The sequence below is a fragment of the Streptomyces sp. HNM0575 genome (genome assembly GCF_012726265.1).
Taxonomy (GTDB): domain Bacteria; phylum Actinomycetota; class Actinomycetes; order Streptomycetales; family Streptomycetaceae; genus Streptomyces.
This window is the reverse complement of the sequence record NZ_JAASAG010000004.1, coordinates 513,637-533,910: the sequence shown is the minus strand read 5'-3', so window position 1 is coordinate 533,910 and position 20,274 is coordinate 513,637. Positions and strand designations below refer to the sequence as shown.

14 protein-coding genes are annotated in these 20,274 nt (G+C 72.1%); 6 read left to right on the top strand and 8 right to left on the bottom strand.

All coding sequences use genetic code 11. The features are described from left to right. Nucleotides 1-9: 9 nt before the first annotated feature. From rpoZ to metK, 3 genes are all read left to right on the top strand, one after another. The gene (gene rpoZ / locus HCC61_RS13520; protein ID WP_028431631.1) at nt 10-285 is read left to right on the top strand and encodes a DNA-directed RNA polymerase subunit omega; all 276 of its coding nucleotides are present in this window, start codon (nt 10-12) and stop codon (nt 283-285) included. 215 nt (nt 286-500) lie between these two features. Beyond that, the gene (gene coaBC, locus HCC61_RS13515) at nt 501-1,724 is read left to right on the top strand and encodes a bifunctional phosphopantothenoylcysteine decarboxylase/phosphopantothenate--cysteine ligase CoaBC (protein ID WP_169135626.1); all 1,224 of its coding nucleotides are present in this window, start codon (nt 501-503) and stop codon (nt 1,722-1,724) included. 312 nt (nt 1,725-2,036) lie between these two features. Further along, the gene (gene metK, locus HCC61_RS13510) at nt 2,037-3,248 is read left to right on the top strand and encodes a methionine adenosyltransferase (protein ID WP_169135625.1); all 1,212 of its coding nucleotides are present in this window, start codon (nt 2,037-2,039) and stop codon (nt 3,246-3,248) included. A gap of 90 nt (nt 3,249-3,338) precedes the next feature. Here metK and HCC61_RS13505 read toward each other — a convergent pair whose 3' ends face one another. The 4 genes from HCC61_RS13505 to HCC61_RS13490 are packed head-to-tail and all read right to left on the bottom strand — an operon-like array spanning nt 3,339 to nt 8,627. Further along, on the bottom strand, nt 3,339-4,559 hold the full coding sequence (locus tag HCC61_RS13505; RefSeq protein ID WP_169135624.1) for a hypothetical protein: 1,221 nt from the start codon (nt 4,557-4,559) through the stop codon (nt 3,339-3,341). 24 nt (nt 4,560-4,583) lie between these two features. Next, nucleotides 4,584-6,533 (bottom strand): hypothetical protein, encoded by a 1,950-nt coding sequence (locus tag HCC61_RS13500; protein WP_169135623.1) that lies wholly within the window; start codon nt 6,531-6,533, stop codon nt 4,584-4,586. Then, on the bottom strand, nt 6,530-7,294 hold the full coding sequence (locus HCC61_RS13495; protein ID WP_169135622.1) for a toll/interleukin-1 receptor domain-containing protein: 765 nt from the start codon (nt 7,292-7,294) through the stop codon (nt 6,530-6,532). The genes HCC61_RS13500 and HCC61_RS13495 overlap by 4 nt, the downstream gene beginning before the upstream one ends. A gap of 19 nt (nt 7,295-7,313) precedes the next feature. Beyond that, nucleotides 7,314-8,627, bottom strand: a complete 1,314-nt coding sequence (locus tag HCC61_RS13490; RefSeq protein WP_169135621.1) for a helix-turn-helix transcriptional regulator — start codon at nt 8,625-8,627, stop codon at nt 7,314-7,316. Nucleotides 8,628-8,839: 212 nt separating this feature from the next. Here HCC61_RS13490 and HCC61_RS13485 point away from each other — a divergent pair, with 212 nt between their 5' ends. Continuing rightward, nucleotides 8,840-11,182 carry a primosomal protein N' gene (locus HCC61_RS13485; protein WP_169135620.1) on the top strand — a complete coding sequence of 781 codons (2,343 nt, stop codon included), beginning with the start codon at nt 8,840-8,842 and terminating at the stop codon, nt 11,180-11,182. 259 nt (nt 11,183-11,441) lie between these two features. On the opposite strand, the gene HCC61_RS13480 is transcribed toward HCC61_RS13485, so the two are convergent. Continuing rightward, the gene (locus HCC61_RS13480; protein ID WP_169135619.1) at nt 11,442-12,068 is read right to left on the bottom strand and encodes a hypothetical protein; all 627 of its coding nucleotides are present in this window, start codon (nt 12,066-12,068) and stop codon (nt 11,442-11,444) included. Between the two features lie 274 nt (nt 12,069-12,342). Between HCC61_RS13480 and fmt the strand changes: the two genes are divergently transcribed. Together fmt and HCC61_RS13470 are read left to right on the top strand one after the other, a co-directional pair. Then, nucleotides 12,343-13,290, top strand: coding sequence for a methionyl-tRNA formyltransferase (gene fmt, locus HCC61_RS13475; protein WP_169135618.1), 948 nt, complete (start codon nt 12,343-12,345; stop codon nt 13,288-13,290). A 159-nt stretch (nt 13,291-13,449) separates the two neighbouring features. Then, on the top strand, nt 13,450-14,883 hold the full coding sequence (locus HCC61_RS13470) for a transcription antitermination factor NusB (RefSeq protein ID WP_169135617.1): 1,434 nt from the start codon (nt 13,450-13,452) through the stop codon (nt 14,881-14,883). A gap of 8 nt (nt 14,884-14,891) precedes the next feature. On the opposite strand, the gene HCC61_RS13465 is transcribed toward HCC61_RS13470, so the two are convergent. From HCC61_RS13465 to HCC61_RS13455, 3 genes are read right to left on the bottom strand one after another with little or no spacing between them, the layout of a single operon-like run. Further along, complete coding sequence (locus tag HCC61_RS13465) at nt 14,892-15,836, bottom strand: enoyl-CoA hydratase-related protein (RefSeq protein WP_169135616.1); 945 nt, start codon at nt 15,834-15,836, stop codon at nt 14,892-14,894. Next, nucleotides 15,833-16,996 (bottom strand): CoA transferase, encoded by a 1,164-nt coding sequence (locus tag HCC61_RS13460; RefSeq protein WP_169135615.1) that lies wholly within the window; start codon nt 16,994-16,996, stop codon nt 15,833-15,835. The genes HCC61_RS13465 and HCC61_RS13460 overlap by 4 nt, the downstream gene beginning before the upstream one ends. Then, the gene (locus HCC61_RS13455; RefSeq protein ID WP_169135614.1) at nt 16,996-20,079 is read right to left on the bottom strand and encodes an FAD-binding and (Fe-S)-binding domain-containing protein; all 3,084 of its coding nucleotides are present in this window, start codon (nt 20,077-20,079) and stop codon (nt 16,996-16,998) included. The genes HCC61_RS13460 and HCC61_RS13455 overlap by 1 nt, the downstream gene beginning before the upstream one ends. Between the last annotated feature and the right edge of the window lie 195 nt (nt 20,080-20,274).

The following is a 20,274-nucleotide window of genomic DNA, read 5'->3' as shown; positions in this document are numbered from 1 at the left end:
AGGCAGAGCGTGTCCTCTTCCATCTCCACGCCCGAGGGCATCATCAACCCGCCGATTGATGAGCTGCTCGAAGCCACCGACTCGAAGTACAGCCTGGTGATCTACGCCGCCAAGCGCGCGCGCCAGATCAACGCGTACTACTCGCAGCTCGGTGAGGGCCTCCTCGAGTACGTGGGGCCGCTGGTCGACACCCACGTTCACGAGAAGCCGCTCTCGATCGCTCTCCGCGAGATCAACGCGGGGCTGCTCACCTCCGAGGCCGTCGACGTCCCCGTCACGCAGTAGGCGCGGCAGGCAGCAGACGGCAGGCGGGTAAGCGGTATCGGCCGCGTCTCCGGTGGTGGAGACGGCGGCACCGGCTTCCACACGGGCCTGGCAGCGCGACTGCCGGGCCCGTGGTGTGTCATGTGTGGGTACGCGCAGAAGCAGAGCAGGGGCGGTACGGCCGTCCTCGGACGGGCCGCACCGACGGGCAACCGCGGCGTGGGGAGAGGCGAGCTATGGAGCAGCGCCAGCACGAGCGGCCCAGGGTCGTACTGGGAGTCACCGGCGGCATCGCCGCCTACAAGGCTTGCGAACTGCTGCGGCGCCTGACCGAGAGCGGTTACGAGACCCGTGTGGTGCCCACGGAGTCGGCGCTGCACTTCGTCGGCGCCGCCACCTTCGCGGCGCTGTCGGGACAGCCCGTGGCCACGGAGGTGTGGGAGTCGGTCCACGAGGTCCCGCACGTACGGATCGGGCAGTCGGCCGACCTGGTCGTCGTCGCACCCGCCACCGCCGACGTCCTCGCCAAGGCCGCGCACGGCCTGGCGGACGACCTCCTCACCAACACCCTTCTCACAGCGCGATGTCCGGTGCTCTTCGTCCCCGCCATGCACACCGAGATGTGGGAGCACCCCGCCACGCAGGAGAACGTGGCCACGCTGCGCCGCCGCGGCTGCCTCGTCGTCGAGCCCGCCGTCGGCCGGCTGACCGGCGCCGACTCGGGCAAGGGGCGCTTCCCCGATCCCGAGAGCGTCTTCGAGCTGTGCAGGCGCGCGCTGGAGCGTGTGAGCGCGGAGGTGCCCGCGGACCTCTCCGAGCGCCACGTGGTGATCAGCGCCGGCGGTACGCGCGAACCTCTCGACCCCGTACGGTTCCTGGGCAACCGCTCCTCGGGGAAGCAGGGTTACGCGCTTGCCCGTACGGCGGCGGCCCGCGGCGCGCGCGTCACCCTGGTCGCGGCGAACAGCGTCCTGCCGGATCCCGCGGGCGTCGACGTCGTCCACGTGGAGACCGCCGTACAGCTGCGCGAGGCCGTTCTCAAGGCGGCGGGGGACGCGGACGCCGTGGTGATGGCCGCCGCCGTCGCGGACTTCCGTCCCGCCGTCTATGCCCCCGGGAAGATCAAGAAGCGTACCGGCGCCGAACCGGAACCGCTTTCTCTCGTACGCAATCCGGACATCCTCGCCGAACTCTCCACCGACAGACCGCGTGCGGGCCAGATCGTCGTCGGCTTCGCCGCCGAGACCGACGACGTGCTCGCCAACGGCCGGGCCAAGCTCGCGCGCAAACGCTGCGATCTTCTCGTCGTCAACGAGGTGGGCGAGAAGAAGACTTTCGGCGCCGAGGAGAACGAGGCGGTGGTGCTCGGCGCGGACGGAAGCGAGACACCGGTCCCCTACGGTCCCAAAGAGGTGCTCTCCGATACGGTTTGGGACCTGGTCGCACTGCGTTTTCCCTGACCCGGCACCGGACCGGCAGTGTGCGGAACCAGGGGTTCCGTGTGGTCCGTCTTGTGTGATATGTCACGGGAAGGCCGCTGTTCCGAGACGGCGTCAAGAGCGCCCCGGTTCCCGCCCGGCGCAGGGTTACGCAGGTCACCGTGGTGTCGAAGTTCGAGACGACGTGATTGGATGCGGCCGTAGATGGATAAACTGGCGGCGGACCGTGCTTGGGCCACCTGCTCGGGTGACTGCCTTGAGCAGCCGCTCGAACACAGCCCCCGACGGTCCGCCCATTGATAGCCAGCAGCCGCTGCAACCCCAGGGAGCGATGTGTCCCGCCGTCTGTTCACCTCGGAATCTGTGACCGAGGGTCACCCTGACAAGATTGCTGACGCGGTCAGCGACACGATCCTCGACGCGCTGCTCAAAGAGGACCCGCACTCGCGGGTCGCCGTCGAGACACTGATCACCACCGGCCTCGTCCACGTCGCCGGCGAAGTGACCACCAAGGCCTACGCACCCATCTCCTCACTGGTGCGCAACAAGATCCTCGATATCGGCTACGACTCCTCGAAGAAGGGCTTCGACGGCGCCTCCTGCGGCGTCTCGGAATCCATCGGCGCGCAGTCCCCGGACATCGCGCAGGGCGTCGACACCGCGTACGAGAACCGCGTCGAGGGCGACGACGACGAACTCGACAAGCAGGGCGCAGGCGACCAGGGCCTGATGTTCGGCTACGCCTGCGACGAGACCGCCGAGTACATGCCGCTGCCGGTGCAGCTGGCCCACCGCCTCTCCGAGCGCCTCTCCGAGGTCCGGAAGAACGGCACGATCCCCTACCTGCGCCCCGACGGCAAGACGCAGGTCACCATCGAGTACGACGGCGACAAGGCCGTCCGGCTCGACACCGTCGTGGTCTCCTCGCAGCACGCCGCGGACATCGACCTCGACTCGCTGCTCGCCCCGGACATCCGCGAGTACGTGGTGGAGCCGGAGCTCAAGCGCCTCGTCGACGAGGACGGCGTGAAGCTCGACACCAGCGGCTACCGGCTGCTGGTCAACCCCACCGGCCGCTTCGAGATCGGCGGCCCGATGGGCGACGCCGGCCTGACCGGCCGCAAGATCATCGTCGACACCTACGGCGGCATGGCCCGCCACGGCGGCGGCGCCTTCTCCGGCAAGGACCCGTCCAAGGTCGACCGGTCGGCCGCGTACGCGATGCGCTGGGTCGCCAAGAACGTCGTGGCGGCCGAACTGGCCACCCGCTGCGAGGTCCAGGTCGCCTACGCGATCGGCAAGGCCGAGCCGGTGGGCGTCTTCGTCGAGACCTTCGGCACCGCCGCGATCGACGTGGAGAAGATCGAGCAGGCGATCAGCGAGGTCTTCGACCTCCGTCCGGCCGCGATCATCCGCGACCTCGACCTGCTGCGCCCGATCTACGCCCAGACCGCGGCGTACGGCCACTTCGGCCGTGAGCTGCCGGACTTCACCTGGGAGCGCACCGACCGCGTCGACGCGCTGCGCAAGGCCGCCGGGCTCTAACAGCCCCGCCGCGCCACTCGCGCACGGACCCACGGGCCCGGCCGCCCTCAAGGGGGCGGCCGGGCTTCGTCGTGGGCCGATGCCGTGGGGTCAAGGGGCGGGCGGAGGCCAGTGCGGCGGGCCGCCGTCCGTGCTGTCGTCCCTGCCTTGGCCGTTCGTGTCCCCGGGGTTCCCGTGACCCCCTGCGGAGTCCTCGGCCGGTGTGTGGAAGCGGTCAGGGAGATCGCCGACCGCGTGACCGCGGCCGATCCTGGTGGCCGTCTCGGTGAGGAGGCGGCTCAGCACGGCGGCGTCCCGGTGGCCGGCGGGTACGCCCATGGCTTCCATCAGGTCGTCGAAGCGTTCGCCGGGTGTGGGCGGAGGCGAGTCTGCTCCGGCGCCGTCGGCGTGGCCGGAACCGTCCTCGAAGAAGCCTCCGTCCGCGTTCAGCGGGCTGCCGAAGCCGTTGCCGTGGATGCGCTCGTACGCGCCGTCGGAGGCTTTCAGGCCGACTTCGAGCTCCTCGGGGACCGGCTCCGGGTACGGCACCATGTGGCGGAAGCGCGCCGGCACATCCCGGTTGTTCGCGGCTGAGCTGAGCTGGGCCAGCGGCCCGATCTCGTCGACGGCCTGCTTGATTTTGTCGTCGTTCTTGGCCAGCCACCACACCACGGCGCTGCCGGTGTCCTTGAGGACGTCCTTCCCCAGGTACTCGCGCCGATCGCACTCGTACTTGCGCTCGTGCGTCCAGACCTCCTCTTCCTTGCGCACGGTGGCCAGCCGTTCCAGCCGCGTGGCGTCGTCCTCGGAAAGGCTCAGGGCGACGTTCTCCGCCATGGCGAGGACGCGGCCGGTGGCGTCCCGGCGCATCGTGCCCAACTCCCCGGCGAGCTCGTGCTGGGTGAGCGACGCCCTGTGCGGCGGATGGGAGGCGGTCACCTGACGTGCTCGCTCCAGTACGGCGCGCACGGCCAGCCCGCCCAGACTGACGGCGGGAGCGTCCGAGGGGGCGTCCAGAGGGGACCAGCGGACGGTGGCGGAGAAGCGGAAGTCGTAGTCGGCGGCCGATGTCGGCAGCAGAATGTCGGAGACGATCTGTTCCCGGCGTTCCGGGGGCGGGATGGGCAGATCCGGTTCCAGGCTGAATTCCCGGTCGAACGGATCGGGCCGTGGGGCGGTCGCCCGTACGAGAAGGACTGAGATGACGATGACCAGTGCGCCCAGCAGTGGCCACAGCCATTGCGGCCAGTCCCTCACGAGACCGAGGATGACCAGAACCAGTCCGCCGATCACGCTGGCGAAGATTGCGACCGTCTTGCGTCCGGAACTCATGCCGGGTGCCTCCTGAGACACGAATCAGTACGTGAACGTGGATGGATGGACGCCGAGAGCGGCGATGGCCCGCTCCCACAGGGCGTCGGCGATGCGCCGTCGGCTGTCGTCGGCGCTCGCCCAGACTTCCGCGGCGTTTCTGACGAGGCCGAGCGCCCGGCCGTCCCGGGCGCACGCTTCGGCGATGACCGCGAGAACGGGGCTCTCGGTGCCTGCGCCGCTGCGGGCGCTGTCCAGCCATGTGCGGAATGCGGGGGTCCACTGCGTGGGCTCCAGACCGGTCAGCACGGCGGCCCACAACTCGGCCAGCAGTGCCCGGGCCGTGGCCTGACCGGGAATCCGGCGGGGTTCTGCGACCTGGAGGAAAGTGACCCTGTCGTAGTGGCCTTCGCCTTCGGGATCGATGCGAATCCGGTCGAGGAGCCGGGTGAGGAGGTGTCCGTAGAGGTGGTCGTCGGAGTCGGTGACGCGTACGAGCGCTTCGCGAGCGCTCGCACGGATGTCGGGGTCGTTCCGATGTGAGAGATGGTGAAGCCGCACCAGGGCCTGTTCGGGGAAGCCCACCGCCAGGGCCTCGGAGCAGACGCCGATGAGTACGTTCGCACGGCCACGGGAGAGATTTCCGTCCCGCGACAAGTCGTAGATTCTGCGCCGGAAGTGGCTTCCGAAGCGTGGGTGGGTCACGCCTTCGCCGAGGGCCCGGGCGGCCATCGCCAACTCCGCCTGCGCCGCCGACTTTTCGGTCCACTGCTCCGCCAGTTTGCTCAGAGCCTCGGGAGGGCCCGTCCGCAGACACTCGTCCGCGTATCGCGTGACGAGGTTGCGAAGGCACTTGTGGTCGGCTCCGGAGAATCCGGCTGCACCGCTGACCCAGGCGTTGAGCCGAGGACGCAGTTGAGGGAAGTTGTCCCAGAAGTAGGTACGAGCGGCTTCGGCGAACAGCGGCTTGGTGAAGCGGACTTGCCCCAGCTCTCCGTCTGCTGTCGCGTTGATCAGGTCGAGTCGCTCCTTCAGGGGGAGATGTTGAAGGACCGGAGCATGGGCCTTGGGATGCTGCGTGATGGTCAGGAGCTGATCGGCCGCAGCATAGATCGTCTCCGACGAGGCCCCCTCGAGAAAGGCCGTGGCCGCGAGAAGGGCACGTTCAGGGCCGGTTGTTCGCTTGGCCAGGAGATCAGCCACATCGCTCTTCCCCGGCCTCATCGCTGACAGGGCGGCGTGCAGCCAGAGTTGGAAGCCGGTTCCCGGCCGTGCCGAGTTCCGTGCGCGGTGGATGTGCAGGGCCAGCTTTTCGATGTCCCCCATCGACGTGTGCGAGAAGAAGGCGGACAACTGCTCGTCGGCCAAGTCCCGCTCGGTGACCTTGATGCCGTTGACGAGCAGATGCTGCTGCAGAACGTCGCTTTCCTTAGGCCGCTCGAGACGCGCTACGAGTTCCGTCAATTCCTCGTGGAGCAGGGCCGTACGGTCGGGGTCCACGACGACGGCCAGCCGTGCGTTCCTGTCGCGCACGGTCACGCGGAAGCCGGGGAGTTCACGCATCAGGGTCCGGTAACGGTCTTCGTTGGTGCGGGTCAGGTCTAAGAGGAGGCACGCTTCGTCTTCGACGAGCTTGGGCGTCAGCGTCCGGCCGTTGCCGTCCTCCAGCGATTCCTCGTCCAACTCGCCGAAGCGTTCCTGGCCATGGGGGTACTCCCACAGAAGGATCCTGGCCGCGCTCTTCGCACCGTTTCCCTGCGCGGCGGAGAGCAGCACCATGTTGCTCTGCTGGAGCAGCTGCCGGGCTTCAGCCGAACCTGGCGGATGTACGAAGCACTTCTTCAAGCGGGCCATGGAGTCTTCGGCGACCCGTCGGGGATCGCGCTGCGTGGGTTCCCTTGCCGCATCGCCCATGGCGTTGAAGACGTTGTACTGGTTGCCCGTCCCGGAGTGGGTCGGTCCCGCCGATGAGCCGATGTGCGTCTCCGCGCTCATGGCTGATCCCGCCTCTGCCGCCCGGAGCGGCCGTCATTGCGGTTGACCCCGCCGTGGTTGTCGCCGGAGATGAAAGTCGTGCCGTCGCCGCCTGACTGATTGTGGTTGTGCTGGTCTCCCGTGCCGGTGTGCATCGGGCCCGTGGAATTCGCGATGTGCGTGGTCGTAACGCTGCCCCTGATGTCACGGGCCTGGGTCCGCGGCCCGTCGCCGTCGCTGCTGTCGCTGTTGTGGACTCCGCCGTCGGGCTTCTCGGACTCCCGGGACGAGCTGTGGTCGCGCTCGGCGAGGCCCGGCACGAGGTCCGTCAGCGCATCACCGATACGGGCCAGATGGGGCTCCGCCTGTCGCACGTCGTACGGCAGGGCTTGCAGGTAAGCGAGTCTCGCCAGGGGTTTCGGCAGAGACGAGGGCTCCAGATAGGCGGTGCCCTGCCCGACGAGAATCGGAATCACGGGCATGCAACTGGAGAAGCCCTCCAGGATCTCCTTGCGTACCCAGTCGTCCTCGTTCTCCAGGGCTCTCCGTCCGGGGGCGTACTTGTCCGGCCACTCCAGCCATTTCGGCCCGATCACGACGAGCAGCGCGCTGCTGCCGTGTAACCCGTCGAGCAGTGCGTCGGGGTAATAGCCGCCCGGAGGAATGGACTTGCTGTCGCGGAAGACGACCTCGTCGCCGAATCGGTGCGACAGCTCGCGCTCGATCGTGGCAGCGACCTCTTCGCCGTCTCCGGTGCGGTAGTTGACGAATACGTCGGGCATGATTCGCTTCCCCTTCTCTTCATCGGTGTGCCGGCGGCGGACCGGCACCCAGTGATGCCGCGAGCGCCGGAGACAGGTCGCGGACGGCGCTGTTGCTGCCATGCCTGGCCAGCGTCCGTGCGAGACGCCGCAGGTCCGTACGGATCGTCGCGGAGTCAAGAGCGTCGGCGTCGTCCAGCAACTCCCGTGCCAGCGCGCAGGCGTGGTCGACCTCGCCTGCGGTGGCGTATGCCAGAGCGCGGCGGGTGCCGTAGCGGGCGCGGGCCCTGAGCGCGTGGTCGGGCACCTGGCCCAGCTGTTCGTCGAGGACCGCGGCCGCCTCGTGCGGCCGGCCGAGATCGTGCAGGCACCAGCCGCTGATCATCGAGACCGGGTCAGGAAGGTTCGAGGTGCCGATGACAGGTGCGTTCCCCGGCCGGTCACTTTCCAGCAACCGGCGGGCCTGTTCCAGCTTCCGCATACATGCGCTGTGGTCGCCTGCCAGGGCATGGCCCTGCGCTTCCTGTTGCGCGGCGAGTCCGCGGATTCTCGGGGGCAGACCGTCGTGCTGTGCCTGCTGGGCGAGTTCGACGGTCTGGCGGGAGTCGTCGCGGTAGAAGGTGACCAGCGCACGCCGCACCAGCGCGTACGCCGCCAGGTCGTCGTCGCCACCCGCCGACGCCAGTTCGACGGCGCGGTCCGTCCACCACAGTGCGCCCTCGTCGTTGCCGGTCTCCTGTACGAGCCAGCCGACGTACTCGGCGTACCGGGAGGCCAGGCGGAGCATTGCGCTGCGGCTGCGGGGGCCGGTGCGGGCGGACAGCTTCCGCAGTGAGTGGGTCTGGGCGATGAGCGCGGGCAGTACGACCTCCGGGCCGGAGGTCTGGCCGAGACGGCGGTACTGGTCGAAGAGCGACCGCGCGGTCTTCAGCGCCGAGTCGCCCGCCTCAGCGGGAACAGCCGTGGCGGTGCCCGCACCCAGTCCCATGACCGCCGCCGCCCCGGCGGCTCCGGCGGCCACCATCTGCCGCCGGTCCATGGGCCGGAACCAGCTCGAGCCGTCCGTTGACAAGTGCATCAGCCATACCTCCTCGCCGTCCTGTTCGTGATGCGCCGGGGGCAGCTCAGCCGGCGCCGGCCGCTCCGGTAAGCGAGACAGCAACTCCCCGTCGGCCCTGAGCCTCGCGTCGCACAGTCGGGCGAGTTCTGCGCTCGGGGTCTTCAACCCCCGTTCGACCTTGCTGAGTTGGGCCTTGCTGTAGTGGACGCGCTGTGACAACTGGCCGATGGACAGCCCGGCTTCGAGGCGTATCCGGCGCAACGCCGGTCCGAAGGGGAGTGGTTGCTCAGGCACGTGGTCCTCCATGACCGTCCGCCCGGAGCCCGGTGTCACGATGAGCCAGCGTGTCGGAGGCGGGGCCGGGCGAACAAGACGAATGGGGTGTTTCCCGTTTCCCGTACGAAGCCAAGAGCAAGGGCCCGGTGCTGTCGAGACGGGGCGGGCGGTATTCGGACAGTGCGGAGGCGGGGCGGTGCTGTCTGTGGGGTCTGCTATGACTGAACGCTGTGAGCAGCGACGACGGGGAGCGGGAGCGCTCCGGGGAGACGCCGGAGCAGCTTGCCCTGCTGCGGGAGACCGTGCGCAAGAGCAAGCCGCCTAAGGCGAAGCCGCGTACATGGCGCGGGGCGGCGCTCGCCGAGGGGCTGCCCGTGGCGCGGGTGCTGGTGGACAAGGGGCTCGTGCATCTCGACAGGTACTTCGACTACGCGGTGCCCGCCGCCATGGACGAGGAGGCGCAGCCCGGGGTGCGGGTGCGGGTGCGCTTCGGGGCGGGGGAGCGGGAAGGGCGGCGTGAGGGCGGCGGGCTGATCAACGGGTTCATCGTGGAGCGGGTCGCGCAGAGCGACTATCCCGGTGCGCTCGCCCCGATCGCGCAGGTGCTCTCGCCGGAGCGGGTGCTCACGCCGGCGCTGCTGAGGCTGTGCCGGGCGGTCGCGGACCGGTACTCAGGTTCACTCGCGGACGTCGTACAGCTGGCAGTGCCTCCGCGCATGGCCCGCGCCGAGAAGCGGGCGTCCCCCGAGGCCCGGCCCGCACCCGGTCCGCCCGCGCCCGGCACCTGGGAGCGGTATCCGGAGGGGCCCGGCTATCTGGAGGCCCTGGCCGGCGGCGGCGCCCCCCGTGCCGTATGGACCGCGCTGCCCGGACCGGAGTGGCCCGGTGAGCTGGCCCGTGCCGTCGTCGCTGCGCTCGCCTCCGGGCGGGGCGCGCTGGCCGTGCTGCCCGACGGGCGCGCGGCACAGCGGGTCGACGACGCGCTGACATCCCTGCTGGGGGAGGGGCGGCATGTGCTGCTGACGGCGGAGTCCGGACCCGAGGAGCGGTACGCGCGCTGGCTCGCGGTGAACCGCGGCTCGGTGCGTGCCGTGGTGGGTACGCGCGCGGCGATGTTCGCGCCCGTGCAGGACCTCGGGCTGGCCGTGCTGTGGGACGACGGCGACGCCGCCCTCAGCGACGACCACGCCCCGCAGCCGCACGCCCGCGAGGTGCTGCTCCAGCGTGCGGTCACCGAGCGGGCGGGCTTCCTGCTCGGCGGGCACACCTGCACCGTCGAGGGGGCGCAGCTCGTCGAGTCGGGGTGGGCGCGTCCGCTGGAGGGCGGCCGGGAGACGCTGCGCAGGACGGCGCCGCTGATCCGTACGGTCGGCGAGTTCGACGAGGCGCGCGATCCGGCGGCCCGTACGGCGCGGCTGCCCAGCCTCGCGTGGTCCACGGCGCGGGACGCACTGCGGCACGGGCCGGTGCTCGTGCAGGTGCCGCGGCGCGGTTACGTGCCACGGCTGGCGTGCGAGCGGTGCCGCGCCCCGGCCAGGTGCCCGCACTGCTCGGGGCCACTGGAGGCGCTGGAGGAGGGCGGCGCGCTGCGCTGCGGCTGGTGCGCTCGCGAGGCTCCGGGCTGGCACTGCGAACAGTGCGGCGGAACCCGGGTGCGCGGGCGGGTGTTCGGGGCGCGCCGTACCGCGGAGGAGCTGGGGCGGGCGTTCCCGTCGGTGCCGGTGCGCACCTCGGGACGCGACCATGTGCTGGACAGCGTGCCCGGGTCCCCGGCGATCGTCGTCTCGACGCCCGGTGCGGAGCCCGTCGCGGAGGGCCCCGGCTATGCGGCGGCGCTGCTGCTGGACGGCTGGGCGCTGCTGGGCCGCCCGGATCTGCGGGCGGGGGAGGAGGCGCTGCGCCGGTGGCTGTCGGCTGCGGCGCTCGTACGGCCGGCGGGTGGGAGCGGTGCTGGCGGGAGCGGTGCTGGCGGGAGTGGTGCTGGCGGGAGCGGTGTCGGTGGGAGCGCTGTCGGTGGGAGCAGCGCGGACGGGAGCGGTGCCCGGGACGGCGAGGGCGGCAGCGAGGGCGGCGGTGACGGCGGCAGCGGGGGCAGCGGTGATGACGGAGCCGCCGAGCAACGACCGGAAGCCGTGGCGGCCGCGGACGCCGGAGGCACCGTGCTGATCGTCGCCGAGCCCACGCTGCGGCCCGTGCAGGCGCTGGTGCGCTGGGATCCGGCGGGCTTCGCGGTACGGGAGCTCGCGGACCGTGCGGAGCTGGGCTTCCCACCGGTCGCGCGGATGGCAGCGGTCAGCGGGCGGCCGGAGGCAGTTGAGGGGCTGCTCTCCCAGGCCCGGCTGCCCGACGACGCGGAGGTGCTGGGCCCCGTGCCGCTGCCCGTGATCGAGCATGGCCGGCCGCGCCGTACCGGCGATCCGCCGGCGGGGGAGCAGTGGGTACGTGCGCTGGTGCGGGTGCCGCAGGGGTCGGGCGCCGCGCTGGCGTCGGCGCTGAAGACGGCGCACGTGGCGCGGCTCACGCGGCGGGAGCCGCCGGTGCAGATCCGCGTGGATCCGCTGGACATCGGCTGACGTTCCGCGCGCCCGGCCGACTGCGCGCACGGCCTGCCACTGCCGCCCCTGCCCCTGCCTCTGCCCCTGCCCCGGTGCCATCCGTTCCCCGCTCAGCGCCTCTTCGCCGTCCAGCGCCCTTCGCTCCCGCCCAGCGCTCGCCCCCGCCCAACGCCCCGCTCCCGTACGGCCGTTGGTCTCCCGTACCGCCGTTGGACATCACACCGCCCGGCGGCGCGGAGAGCGCACACCGGGCGGTGGAGCAACGGCCGTGGAGGAGTCAGCCGTTGCGGGGGCCGGGCAAGGCCCCCGGCCTGTGGTCGCGGTCGCGGCCCGGCTGACCGGGCACCGGCCGTGACGCGGGCAGTGCGCCTCCGGGCGCTCCCGGCCCGGCGGGCCTGGATGCCGCGCCGGGCGAAGAGGCCGCCGCAGGAAGGGCGTTGCCACCGGCGGACGTCGGGCCCGGCACCGTCGGCAGCGCCCCGGACGAGGCGGAAGCGGAGGGCGAGGCGGACGCTTCGCCGGACTGCCCCCCGGCGTCGGTCAGTTCGCGCGAGGTGTTGCGCCGCGAACCGTAACGGCGGTGCACCGCCTGCTTGGTGACTCCGAGAGCGGAGCCCACCGCGTCCCAGGAGAACCCCAGCGAACGGTCGAAGTCGACCGCGGCGGTGACCAGCGTCTCCACGCTGTCCCGAAGCTCCTGCGCGAGCCGCACCGTCGGGGCTGGCGCACGTCCGTAGACGACGAAGCCCGCGGAGGGCGCGGACCTTCGCGGGCGGTAGACATTGCCGAGTTGGGCGGTGAGGGTACGCAGCGCGTCCACCTGACGGCGGACCCGCTCGATGTCCCGCACCAGCAGATGCAGGCTGGCCCTCGCCTGGGCGTCGTGGGTTGCGTGGTCGGCCATGAACAAGCCTCTCGAACCGTCTTGCAGGGAACAGGAGCCGCGGAACGACTCGTTTCGGTCAATATGACTTGACCAACGCGGTAACTGCGGCCCGGGTCACGCCCGGTGGCGGCGTGGTTCGGGTGGCAGGGGTGCGCGGCAGTCCGTACGCCCCCTCGGGCGGCGCAATATGACGGAATGTGAGGCCCGTAGACTGGCGCGCCGTTACCAGCGACTTGGCGACCGCGGGGTGCGCGCTCCGTGGCAGCCGTTCAGTGAGAGGTGTTCACCACCGATGAAGCTCGTCTTCGCCGGCACTCCCGAGGTCGCCTTGCCCGCTCTCGACGCACTGATCGCCTCGGAGCGGCACGAGGTGGCGGCCGTGGTGACACGGCCCGACGCGCGTGCCGGGCGCGGACGCCGCCTCGTTCCCAGCCCCGTCGCACAGCGGGCGGAGGACGCCGGGATCGAGGTCCTCAAGCCGGTACGGCCGCGGGACGAGGAGTTCCTCGCCAGGCTCCGCGAGATCGGTCCGGACTGCTGTCCCGTCGTCGCCTACGGGGCGCTGCTGCCGCGCGTCGCGCTGGACGTGCCCGCCCGCGGCTGGGTCAATCTGCACTTCTCGCTGCTGCCAGCCTGGCGCGGTGCGGCGCCCGTGCAGCATTCGCTGCTCGCCGGCGACGAGTTGACCGGCGCCAGCACCTTCCTCATCGAGGAGGGCCTGGACTCCGGTCCCGTGTACGGCGTGGTCACGGAGAAGGTGCGCGAGAGCGACACCAGCGGCGATCTGCTCACCCGGCTCGCGTTCGCGGGCGCCGGGCTGCTCGCCGCCACCATGGACGGCATCGAGGACGGGTCGCTGCGTGCCGTACCGCAGCCCGAGGAGGGCGTCTCGCTCGCGCCCAAGCTGGAGGTCGAGGACGCCCGGGTCGACTGGGCGGCGCCGGCGCTACGCGTGGACCGTCTCGTACGGGCCTGCACCCCGGCACCCGGGGCGTGGACGCTCTTCAGGGGCGAGCGGCTGAAGATCCGCTCGCTGACGCAGCACCCGGAGCACCCCGTGCCCGAGGACGCCCGGCTGGGTCCCGGCGAGCTGCTCGCGACGAAGAACTCCGTGTGGGCGGGCACCGGTTCGCACCCGGTCGAGCTCCAGTGGGTGCAGCCGCAGGGCAAGAAGCCGATGGGCGCCGCGGACTGGGCGCGCGGCGTGCGCGTGGACGGGAGCGAGCGGCTGGGGGAGTAGCGCGGCCGCGGTCCCGCTGCCCGCCGGATCCGGGCCCGTTCCTGTGCGGGCGTACGCTGGCGGGGCGCCCGGCGGCGGCGCCCCGCCGGTGGTGACCGCCGGCGCGTCCACGACGCCCCGCCCGTACACCTCGTCATCGCAGCCCGGAGCACCTTTCCTGTGAGCAATCGGCCACACCGCACATCCAGGCAGTCCAAGCCCTACCGCCGTCCCCGCAAGGACCCCGTCCGCATCCTCGCCTTCGAGGCGCTGCGCGCCGTCGACGAGCGCGACGCGTACGCGAACCTCGTGCTGCCGCCGATGCTGCGGAAGGCACGCGAGGAGGGCCGGTTCGAGGCGCGGGACGCGGCGCTCGCCACGGAGCTGGTCTACGGGACGCTGCGCCACCAGGGCACCTACGACGCGATCATCGCCGAGTGCGTGGACCGGCCGCTGCGCGACGTCGATCCGCCCGTGCTCGACGTGCTCTCCCTCGGCGCGCACCAGCTGCTCGGCACCCGCATCCCCACCCACGCCGGAGTGAGCGCCACCGTCGAACTCGCCCGCGTCGTACTGGGCGACGGGCGCGCCAAGTTCGTCAACGCCGTGCTCCGCAAGATCGCCGCCGACGATCTCGGCGGCTGGCTTGAGAAGGTCGCGCCGCCCTACGACGACGATCCCGAGGAGCACCTGGGCATCCGCCACGCACATCCGCGGTGGATCGTCTCCGCGCTGTGGGACGCGCTCGGCGGCGGCAGCGCCGGCATGGAGGAGCTGCTGGAGGCCGACAACGAGCGGCCCGAGGTGACCCTCGTCGCCCGCCCCGGCCGCGTCACCACCGACGAGCTGCTCCAGGGCGAGGCCGAGCCCGGGCGCTGGTCGCCGTATGCCGTGCGGCTCGCGGAGGGCGGCGATCCCGGCGAGCTGGAGGCCGTACGCGAGGGGCGCGCCGGAGTGCAGGACGAGGGCAGCCAGCTCGTCGCGCTCGCCCTGGCCGCCGCGCCCCTGGAGCCCGAGGAGGGCGAGGGGGAGGCCCGCGACGAACGCTGGCTGGACGGCTGCGCCGGCCCCGGCGGCAAGGCGGCCCTGCTCGCGGCCCTCGCCGCGCAGCGCGGCGCGGTGCTGATCGCAGCAGAGAAGCAGCCGCACCGTGCGGGGCTCGTGCGCCGCGCGGTGGAGGGCAACCCAGGGCCGTGCGCGGTGGTCGCCGCGGACGCCACCCGTCCCGCCTGGCGCCCCGGCGTCTTCGACCGGGTACTCGTCGACGTCCCCTGCACGGGGCTGGGGGCGCTGCGGCGCCGTCCCGAGGCGCGCTGGCGGCGCCGCCCGGAGGACGTGCCGGGGTTCGCGCCGCTCCAGCGGGACCTGCTGCGGCAGGCGCTGAACGCGGTGCGCGTCGGCGGCGTCGTCGGATACGCGACCTGCTCGCCCCATCCGGCGGAGACCCGCGCGGTCGTGGACGACCTGGTCAAGGAGACGGGAGCCGAACTCCTCGACGCCCGGCCGCTGTTGCCGGAGATGCCGGGCCTGGGGGACGGTCCCGACGTACAGCTGTGGCCGCATCTGCACGGTACCGACGCGATGTATCTGGCGCTGCTGCGCCGCCGCGGCTGAGGCGGGCGTCAGCGGCCCTGCCAGCGCGGCGGGCGCTTGTCGAGGAAGGCGGCGACGCCTTCGCCGAAGTCCCGGCTGCCGTAGCACAGTTCGTACAGGTCCTCGGCCGGGCCGGGCGCAGGACCGGACAGCACGCGGCGGTCGGCCTCCTTCAGCGCGGCGAGCGTGAGCGGTGCGCAGGCCGCGATGCGGGCGGTGAGTCGGTCGATGTGGGCATCGAGGCTTCCGTCGCCGTCGCCGTCGCCGTCGCCGTCACCGGTACCGCCCTCGCCGGTACCGCCGTTGCCGTTGCCGTCACCGGTCGCGCCGTCACCGCCACCGTCCGGGCCGTGGCCTCCGCTATCGGCCCCGTCGCCTTCCGTGCCGCCCTCGGCGATCTCAGCCACGAAGCCCGCCGCGTGCGCCTCCCGCGCGCCGATCAGCTCGGCGGTGAGCAGCGCGCGCAGGGTACGGGCGCGGCCCAGGCACGCGTACAGCCGCGCGACGACCGCGGGCGCCAGGCAGTTGCCGAGGGTACGGGCGACCGGTGCGCCGAAGACCGCGTCGGGCGTGCACACGACGATGTCGCAGCAGGCGGTCAGCGCGAACCCGCCGCCCACCGCCGGTCCTTCGACGGCCGCGATCACCGGCATGCGCAGCGCCGCGAGGCGTTCGACGGCCCGGCCCACGCGCCGCTCGTAGGCGACTCCGTCGGCGCCGGTGAAGCCACGGAACTCGCGGATGTCGGTGCCCGCGGCGAAGGCGCGCCCGCCCGCACCGCGCAGCACCGCCACCCGTACCCGCGGCGCTGCGTCGATCTCCTCGCACGCCTGGTGCAGCTGGTCGTACATGTCCAGGGTGAGGGCATTGCGGCGGCCCGGGTTGGAGAGGGTGATGCGGGCGGCGGACCCGCCGGTTCCCGGCACCTCCTCCTCGCTCCAGCCGACCGTCGGAGACTGTTCGCGAACGCTCATGCGTCCCCCAGGAGTTCGTCGTTGTGCTCGCCGAGCAGCGGCGGGTGGCGGCGGACCCGTGCCGGGGTGCGGCCGAGCTTCACCGGGAAGCCGAGGACCCGCTTGCGCCCGGCGACGGGATGGTCGTACTCCTCGACCATCCCGCGCGCCTCGGCGTGCGGATCGGGGTCGTCGCCGAGCACCTGCTCGTAGTCGAGGATCGGCCCGGCGGGAACACCGGCTTCGAGGAGCCTGGCGACGGTGTCGTCGGTGCGTTCCGCCGCCAGCCGCCCCTCCAGCAGGGCGATCAGCTCCGCGCGGTGCGCCATGCGGGCCGTGTTGGTGGCGAACCGCTCGTCGTCCGCGAGGTGTTCGAGGCCGAGCGCGGTGCACAGCCGCTCCCACAGCCGCTGGGTGTTGGCGGCGACGGTGACGTATCCGTCCGTGGTGCGCACGGCTTGGTACGGGGCCGTCATCCGGTGCGCGGAGCCGAGGCGTTGCGGCGCCCGGCCCGTGGAGAAGAACTCCGTGGACTCCCACACCGACATGGCCAGCACCGCCTCGTACAGTGAGGTCTCCAGGTACTGGCCCTCTCCGGTGCGCGTGCGGTGCACGTACGCGCCCAGGATGGCGACCGCGCACAGCATCCCGGCGCCGAGATCGCCCACGGGCAGGCCGCACTTGACGGGCGGTCCGTCCGGTTCACCGGTGACGCTGAGCGCGCCGCCCATGCTCTGGGCGATCAGGTCGTAACCGGGGCGGTCGGCGTACGGGCCGTACTGGCCGAAACCCGATATCGAGGCGTAGACGATGTCCGGCTTGGTCCTGCGTGCGGCCTCGTAGCCGACGCCCAGCCGGTCGGCGACCCCGGGGCGGAAGTTCTCCACGACGACGTCGGCACCGGCGACGAGCGAGTGGAAGTCCCGCTGTCCGTCATCGGTGCGCAGATCGAGGGCGACGCTGCGCTTGTTGCGGTTGAGCGCGTGGAAGGAGGCGCTGTCGTGACCGGGCGCCGGAGCGTCCCAGCCGCTGCGGGTCTGGTCGCCGGTGCCGGGCGGTTCGACCTTGATCACGTCCGCGCCGAGGTCGGCGAGGAGCATCGTGCAGTACGGGCCCGCCATCACCTGCGTGAGGTCGATGACGCGTACGCCGTCGAGAGCGCCCGCGGCTTGGCCTGTCATCACTGCGGAGTTCCTCCTTCCTGCCCGGCGGCGCCGGTGGGTGTACCTGTGCTTGCGCCGGAGCTCGCGCCGGTGCCGGAGTCGGTGCCGGAGTCGGCGCCGGTGTCCTCTCCGGCCGGGCCGGCGGACGTGCCGAGCAGCGCCGCGCGCACCAGCTCCACCGGGTGCCAGGCGCTGCGTTCGGTGCCGTGGAAGATCTGCTGGCGGCAGGAGACGCCGCTGGCCGCGACCACGGTCGTCTCGTCCTCGGCCTCGACAGCGGGGAAGAGACGGTCCCTGCCGACGGTCATGGACGTCTCGTAGTGCTCGGACTCGAAGCCGAAGGAACCGGCCATTCCGCAGCAGCCGGCGTCCAGTTCGGCCACCTCGGCTCCCGGGATGCGCTTCAGCAGCGCGACGGTCGCCGCGGTGCCGACCTCGGCCTTCTGGTGGCAGTGGCCGTGGTAGAGGATGCGCCGCCCGGCGGGCCAGGCGCCGGGGCTCAGGCGCAGCCGTCCGTCGTCGACGGCCTCGGTGAGCAGTTCCTCGACCTGCCGTACGCGGCCGGAGACGTCGGCCACGGCGGCGTCCTCGGGAAGCAGGGCGCGGTGCTCGTCGCGCAGCGTCATCAGGCACGAGGGTTCGCAGCCGACGACGGGGGAGCCGGGCGGCGTCTTCTCGGCCAGCAGCCGGGCCAGCCGGCGCGCCTGGTCCCTGGCCTCGTCGAGGAGGCCCTTGGAGAAGGCCGAGCGGCCGCAGCAGCCACCGCTCTCCAACCGGACGTCCCAGCCCGCCAGTTCGAGCAGCTCGACGGCGGCGCGGCCGATCCCGGGCTCGGTGTAGGTGGTGAAGGAGTCGGCGAGAAAGGTCACCGTGCCCTGCGAACCCGGCGGCACCGGCCCCCGGGCGTCCCCGCGGTCCCCGCGCCGCCGGAACCAGCGGACGAGGTTGTTCCGTACGTACGCGGGCAGCGGCCGGGACGGGGCGATCCCCAGACGGCGGTCCATCAGCCTGCGCAGGAGCGGCACCCGCCCCGGCAGGTTGGACAGCGGCGCCGCGGCGGACCCCAGCCTGTTGAGCGTACGGATCGAGGCGAACAGTCGTGATCTGCGCGGCACTCCGTGCTCGTCGTGGTGGTGTGCGAGCGACTCGGCCTTGAGCGTGGCCATGTCGACGCCGAGGGGGCATTCGCTCTTGCACGCCTTGCACATCAGGCACAGGTCGAGGACCTCGTGCAGCCGCCCGTCGCCCAGCGCACGGTGCGGATCGGGGTCGGAGAGGGCCTTCACCAGGGCGTTGGCCCGGCCGCGGGTGGAGTCCTCCTCCTTGAGCGTCGCCATGTACGAGGGGCACATCGTGCCCGAGTCGGCCTTGCGGCACAGCCCGATGTTCATGCAGCGGTCGGCCGCGCCGCGCATGCCGCCGACGACCTCGAAATCGAGACGGGTGCGCAGCGGACCGGGAGGCGGCAGGGCGGGGTCGCGGAGATTGTCCGTCATGGACGGGGCGTCGACGATCTTGCCGGGGTTGAGCCGGTCGTCCGGGTCGAAGAGGCCCTTCACGCGGCGCATCGCCTCGTACAGCTCGTCGCCGAAGATCTCGCGGTTGAACTCGCTGCGGGCCAGTCCGTCGCCGTGCTCGCTGGAGTTGACGCCGCCGTACTCCCGCACGAGGTCCTTGATCTCCTCGGCGACGGACCGCATGGTCGCCACCTGCGACGGGTCGGCGGTGTCCACGAACGGCCGGATGTGCAGACAGCCGACCGAACAGTGGCCGTAGAAGCCCGCGTTGAGACCGTGACGGTCGAGGACCTGCTTGAAGCGGCGCGTGTAGTCGGCGAGATGGACGGGGTCCACGGCGGTGTCCTCGATGAAGGCCAGCGGACGGCGCGTGCCCTCGCTGGCGGCCATCAGCAGCCCGAGGCTCGACTTGCGCACCTTCAGCAGCGAGCCCTGCTGGGCCGGGGTGACCGCCTGGAGCGTGTGGTAGCCGTGGCCGTGGCGCCGCCACAGGGACGTCAACCGCTCCAGACCGCCGATGAGTTCGCGCTCGTCCTCGCCGGTGAAGCTCACGAAGAGCAGCGCCTCGGGGTCGCCTTCGAGGATGGTGCCGAGCGAGGCGTATTCGATGCGCTCCCGCGACAGGTCGAGGATCGTGCGGTCCATCATCTCCACGGCCGCCGGATCGCAGGCGAGCGCGTCCTCGGTGGCGGCGATCGCCCCGGCGACGGAGGTGAAGTGCCCGACCGCGATCACCGTACGGGCGGGCTTCGGCACGAGGTCGACGAGCGCGCGGGTGGCCAGCACGAGGGTGCCCTCGGAACCGACGACGAACTTCGCCAGGTCGAACTCCGCGCCCTCACGCGCCAGCCGGTCCAGCCGGTAGCCGCAGGCCCGGCGCCAGAACTGCGGCATGCCGGCGGCGATCGCCCCGGCGTTCTCCCGGACGATGTGCGGGAGTTCGCGGTACAGGCGGCCCTCCAGCGACGGCAGGCCCGCGCGGTGCTCGCGTACCGCCTCGTCGACGGGGGCGAAGTGCGCCCGCGACGCGTCGGAGAGGACGACGTCGAGTTCGCGGACGTGGTCGATCGTCATGCCGTAACGGATCGAGCCGCTGCCCGCCGAGTTGTTGCCGATCATCCCGCCCACGGTGGCGCGGTTGCTGGTGGAGGTGTCCGGGCCGAACATCAGCCCGTGGGGAGCGGCGGCCCGGTTGAGCTGGTCCTGCACCACGCCCGCCTCGACCAGGGCCGTCCGCCGGTCCGTGTCGATCTCCACGATGCGGTTCATGTGCCGCGACAGGTCCAGCACGAGGCCGGGCCCGATGGTCTGCCCCGCCAGCGACGTGCCGGCGCCGCGCGGCACCAGCGGGACACCCGCCTCGGCCGCGGCCCGCACCGCGGCCTGCACGTCGCCGGCGTGCCGTGGGAAGACGACGCCCAGCGGCTCGATCGCGTACATGCTCGCGTCGCGGGAGAACAGGTGCCGGGTGTAGTCGTCGAAGAGGACCTCGCCCTCGACCTCGCGGCGCAGACGGTCACGGAGTGCCCTGGCGGTGCCGGTGGTGGCGGCCGCGGACGGGGCGTCGCCGCTGATCGCTGTCATGTGGTGCGGCTCCAAGTGCCAGGGGCCCGGGGCCCGGTGAATCGGTGGTCGCGTGGCGGGTCGGCGGGTCGGCGGGTCTCAAGGGCCCGGCGGTCTCACGGGTTCGGCGGTGTCACGGGTGCGGCGGTGTCACGGGTGCGGTGGTCTCAAGGGCCCGGCGGTCTTAGGGATCCGGTCGTCTCACGGACCTGCTGG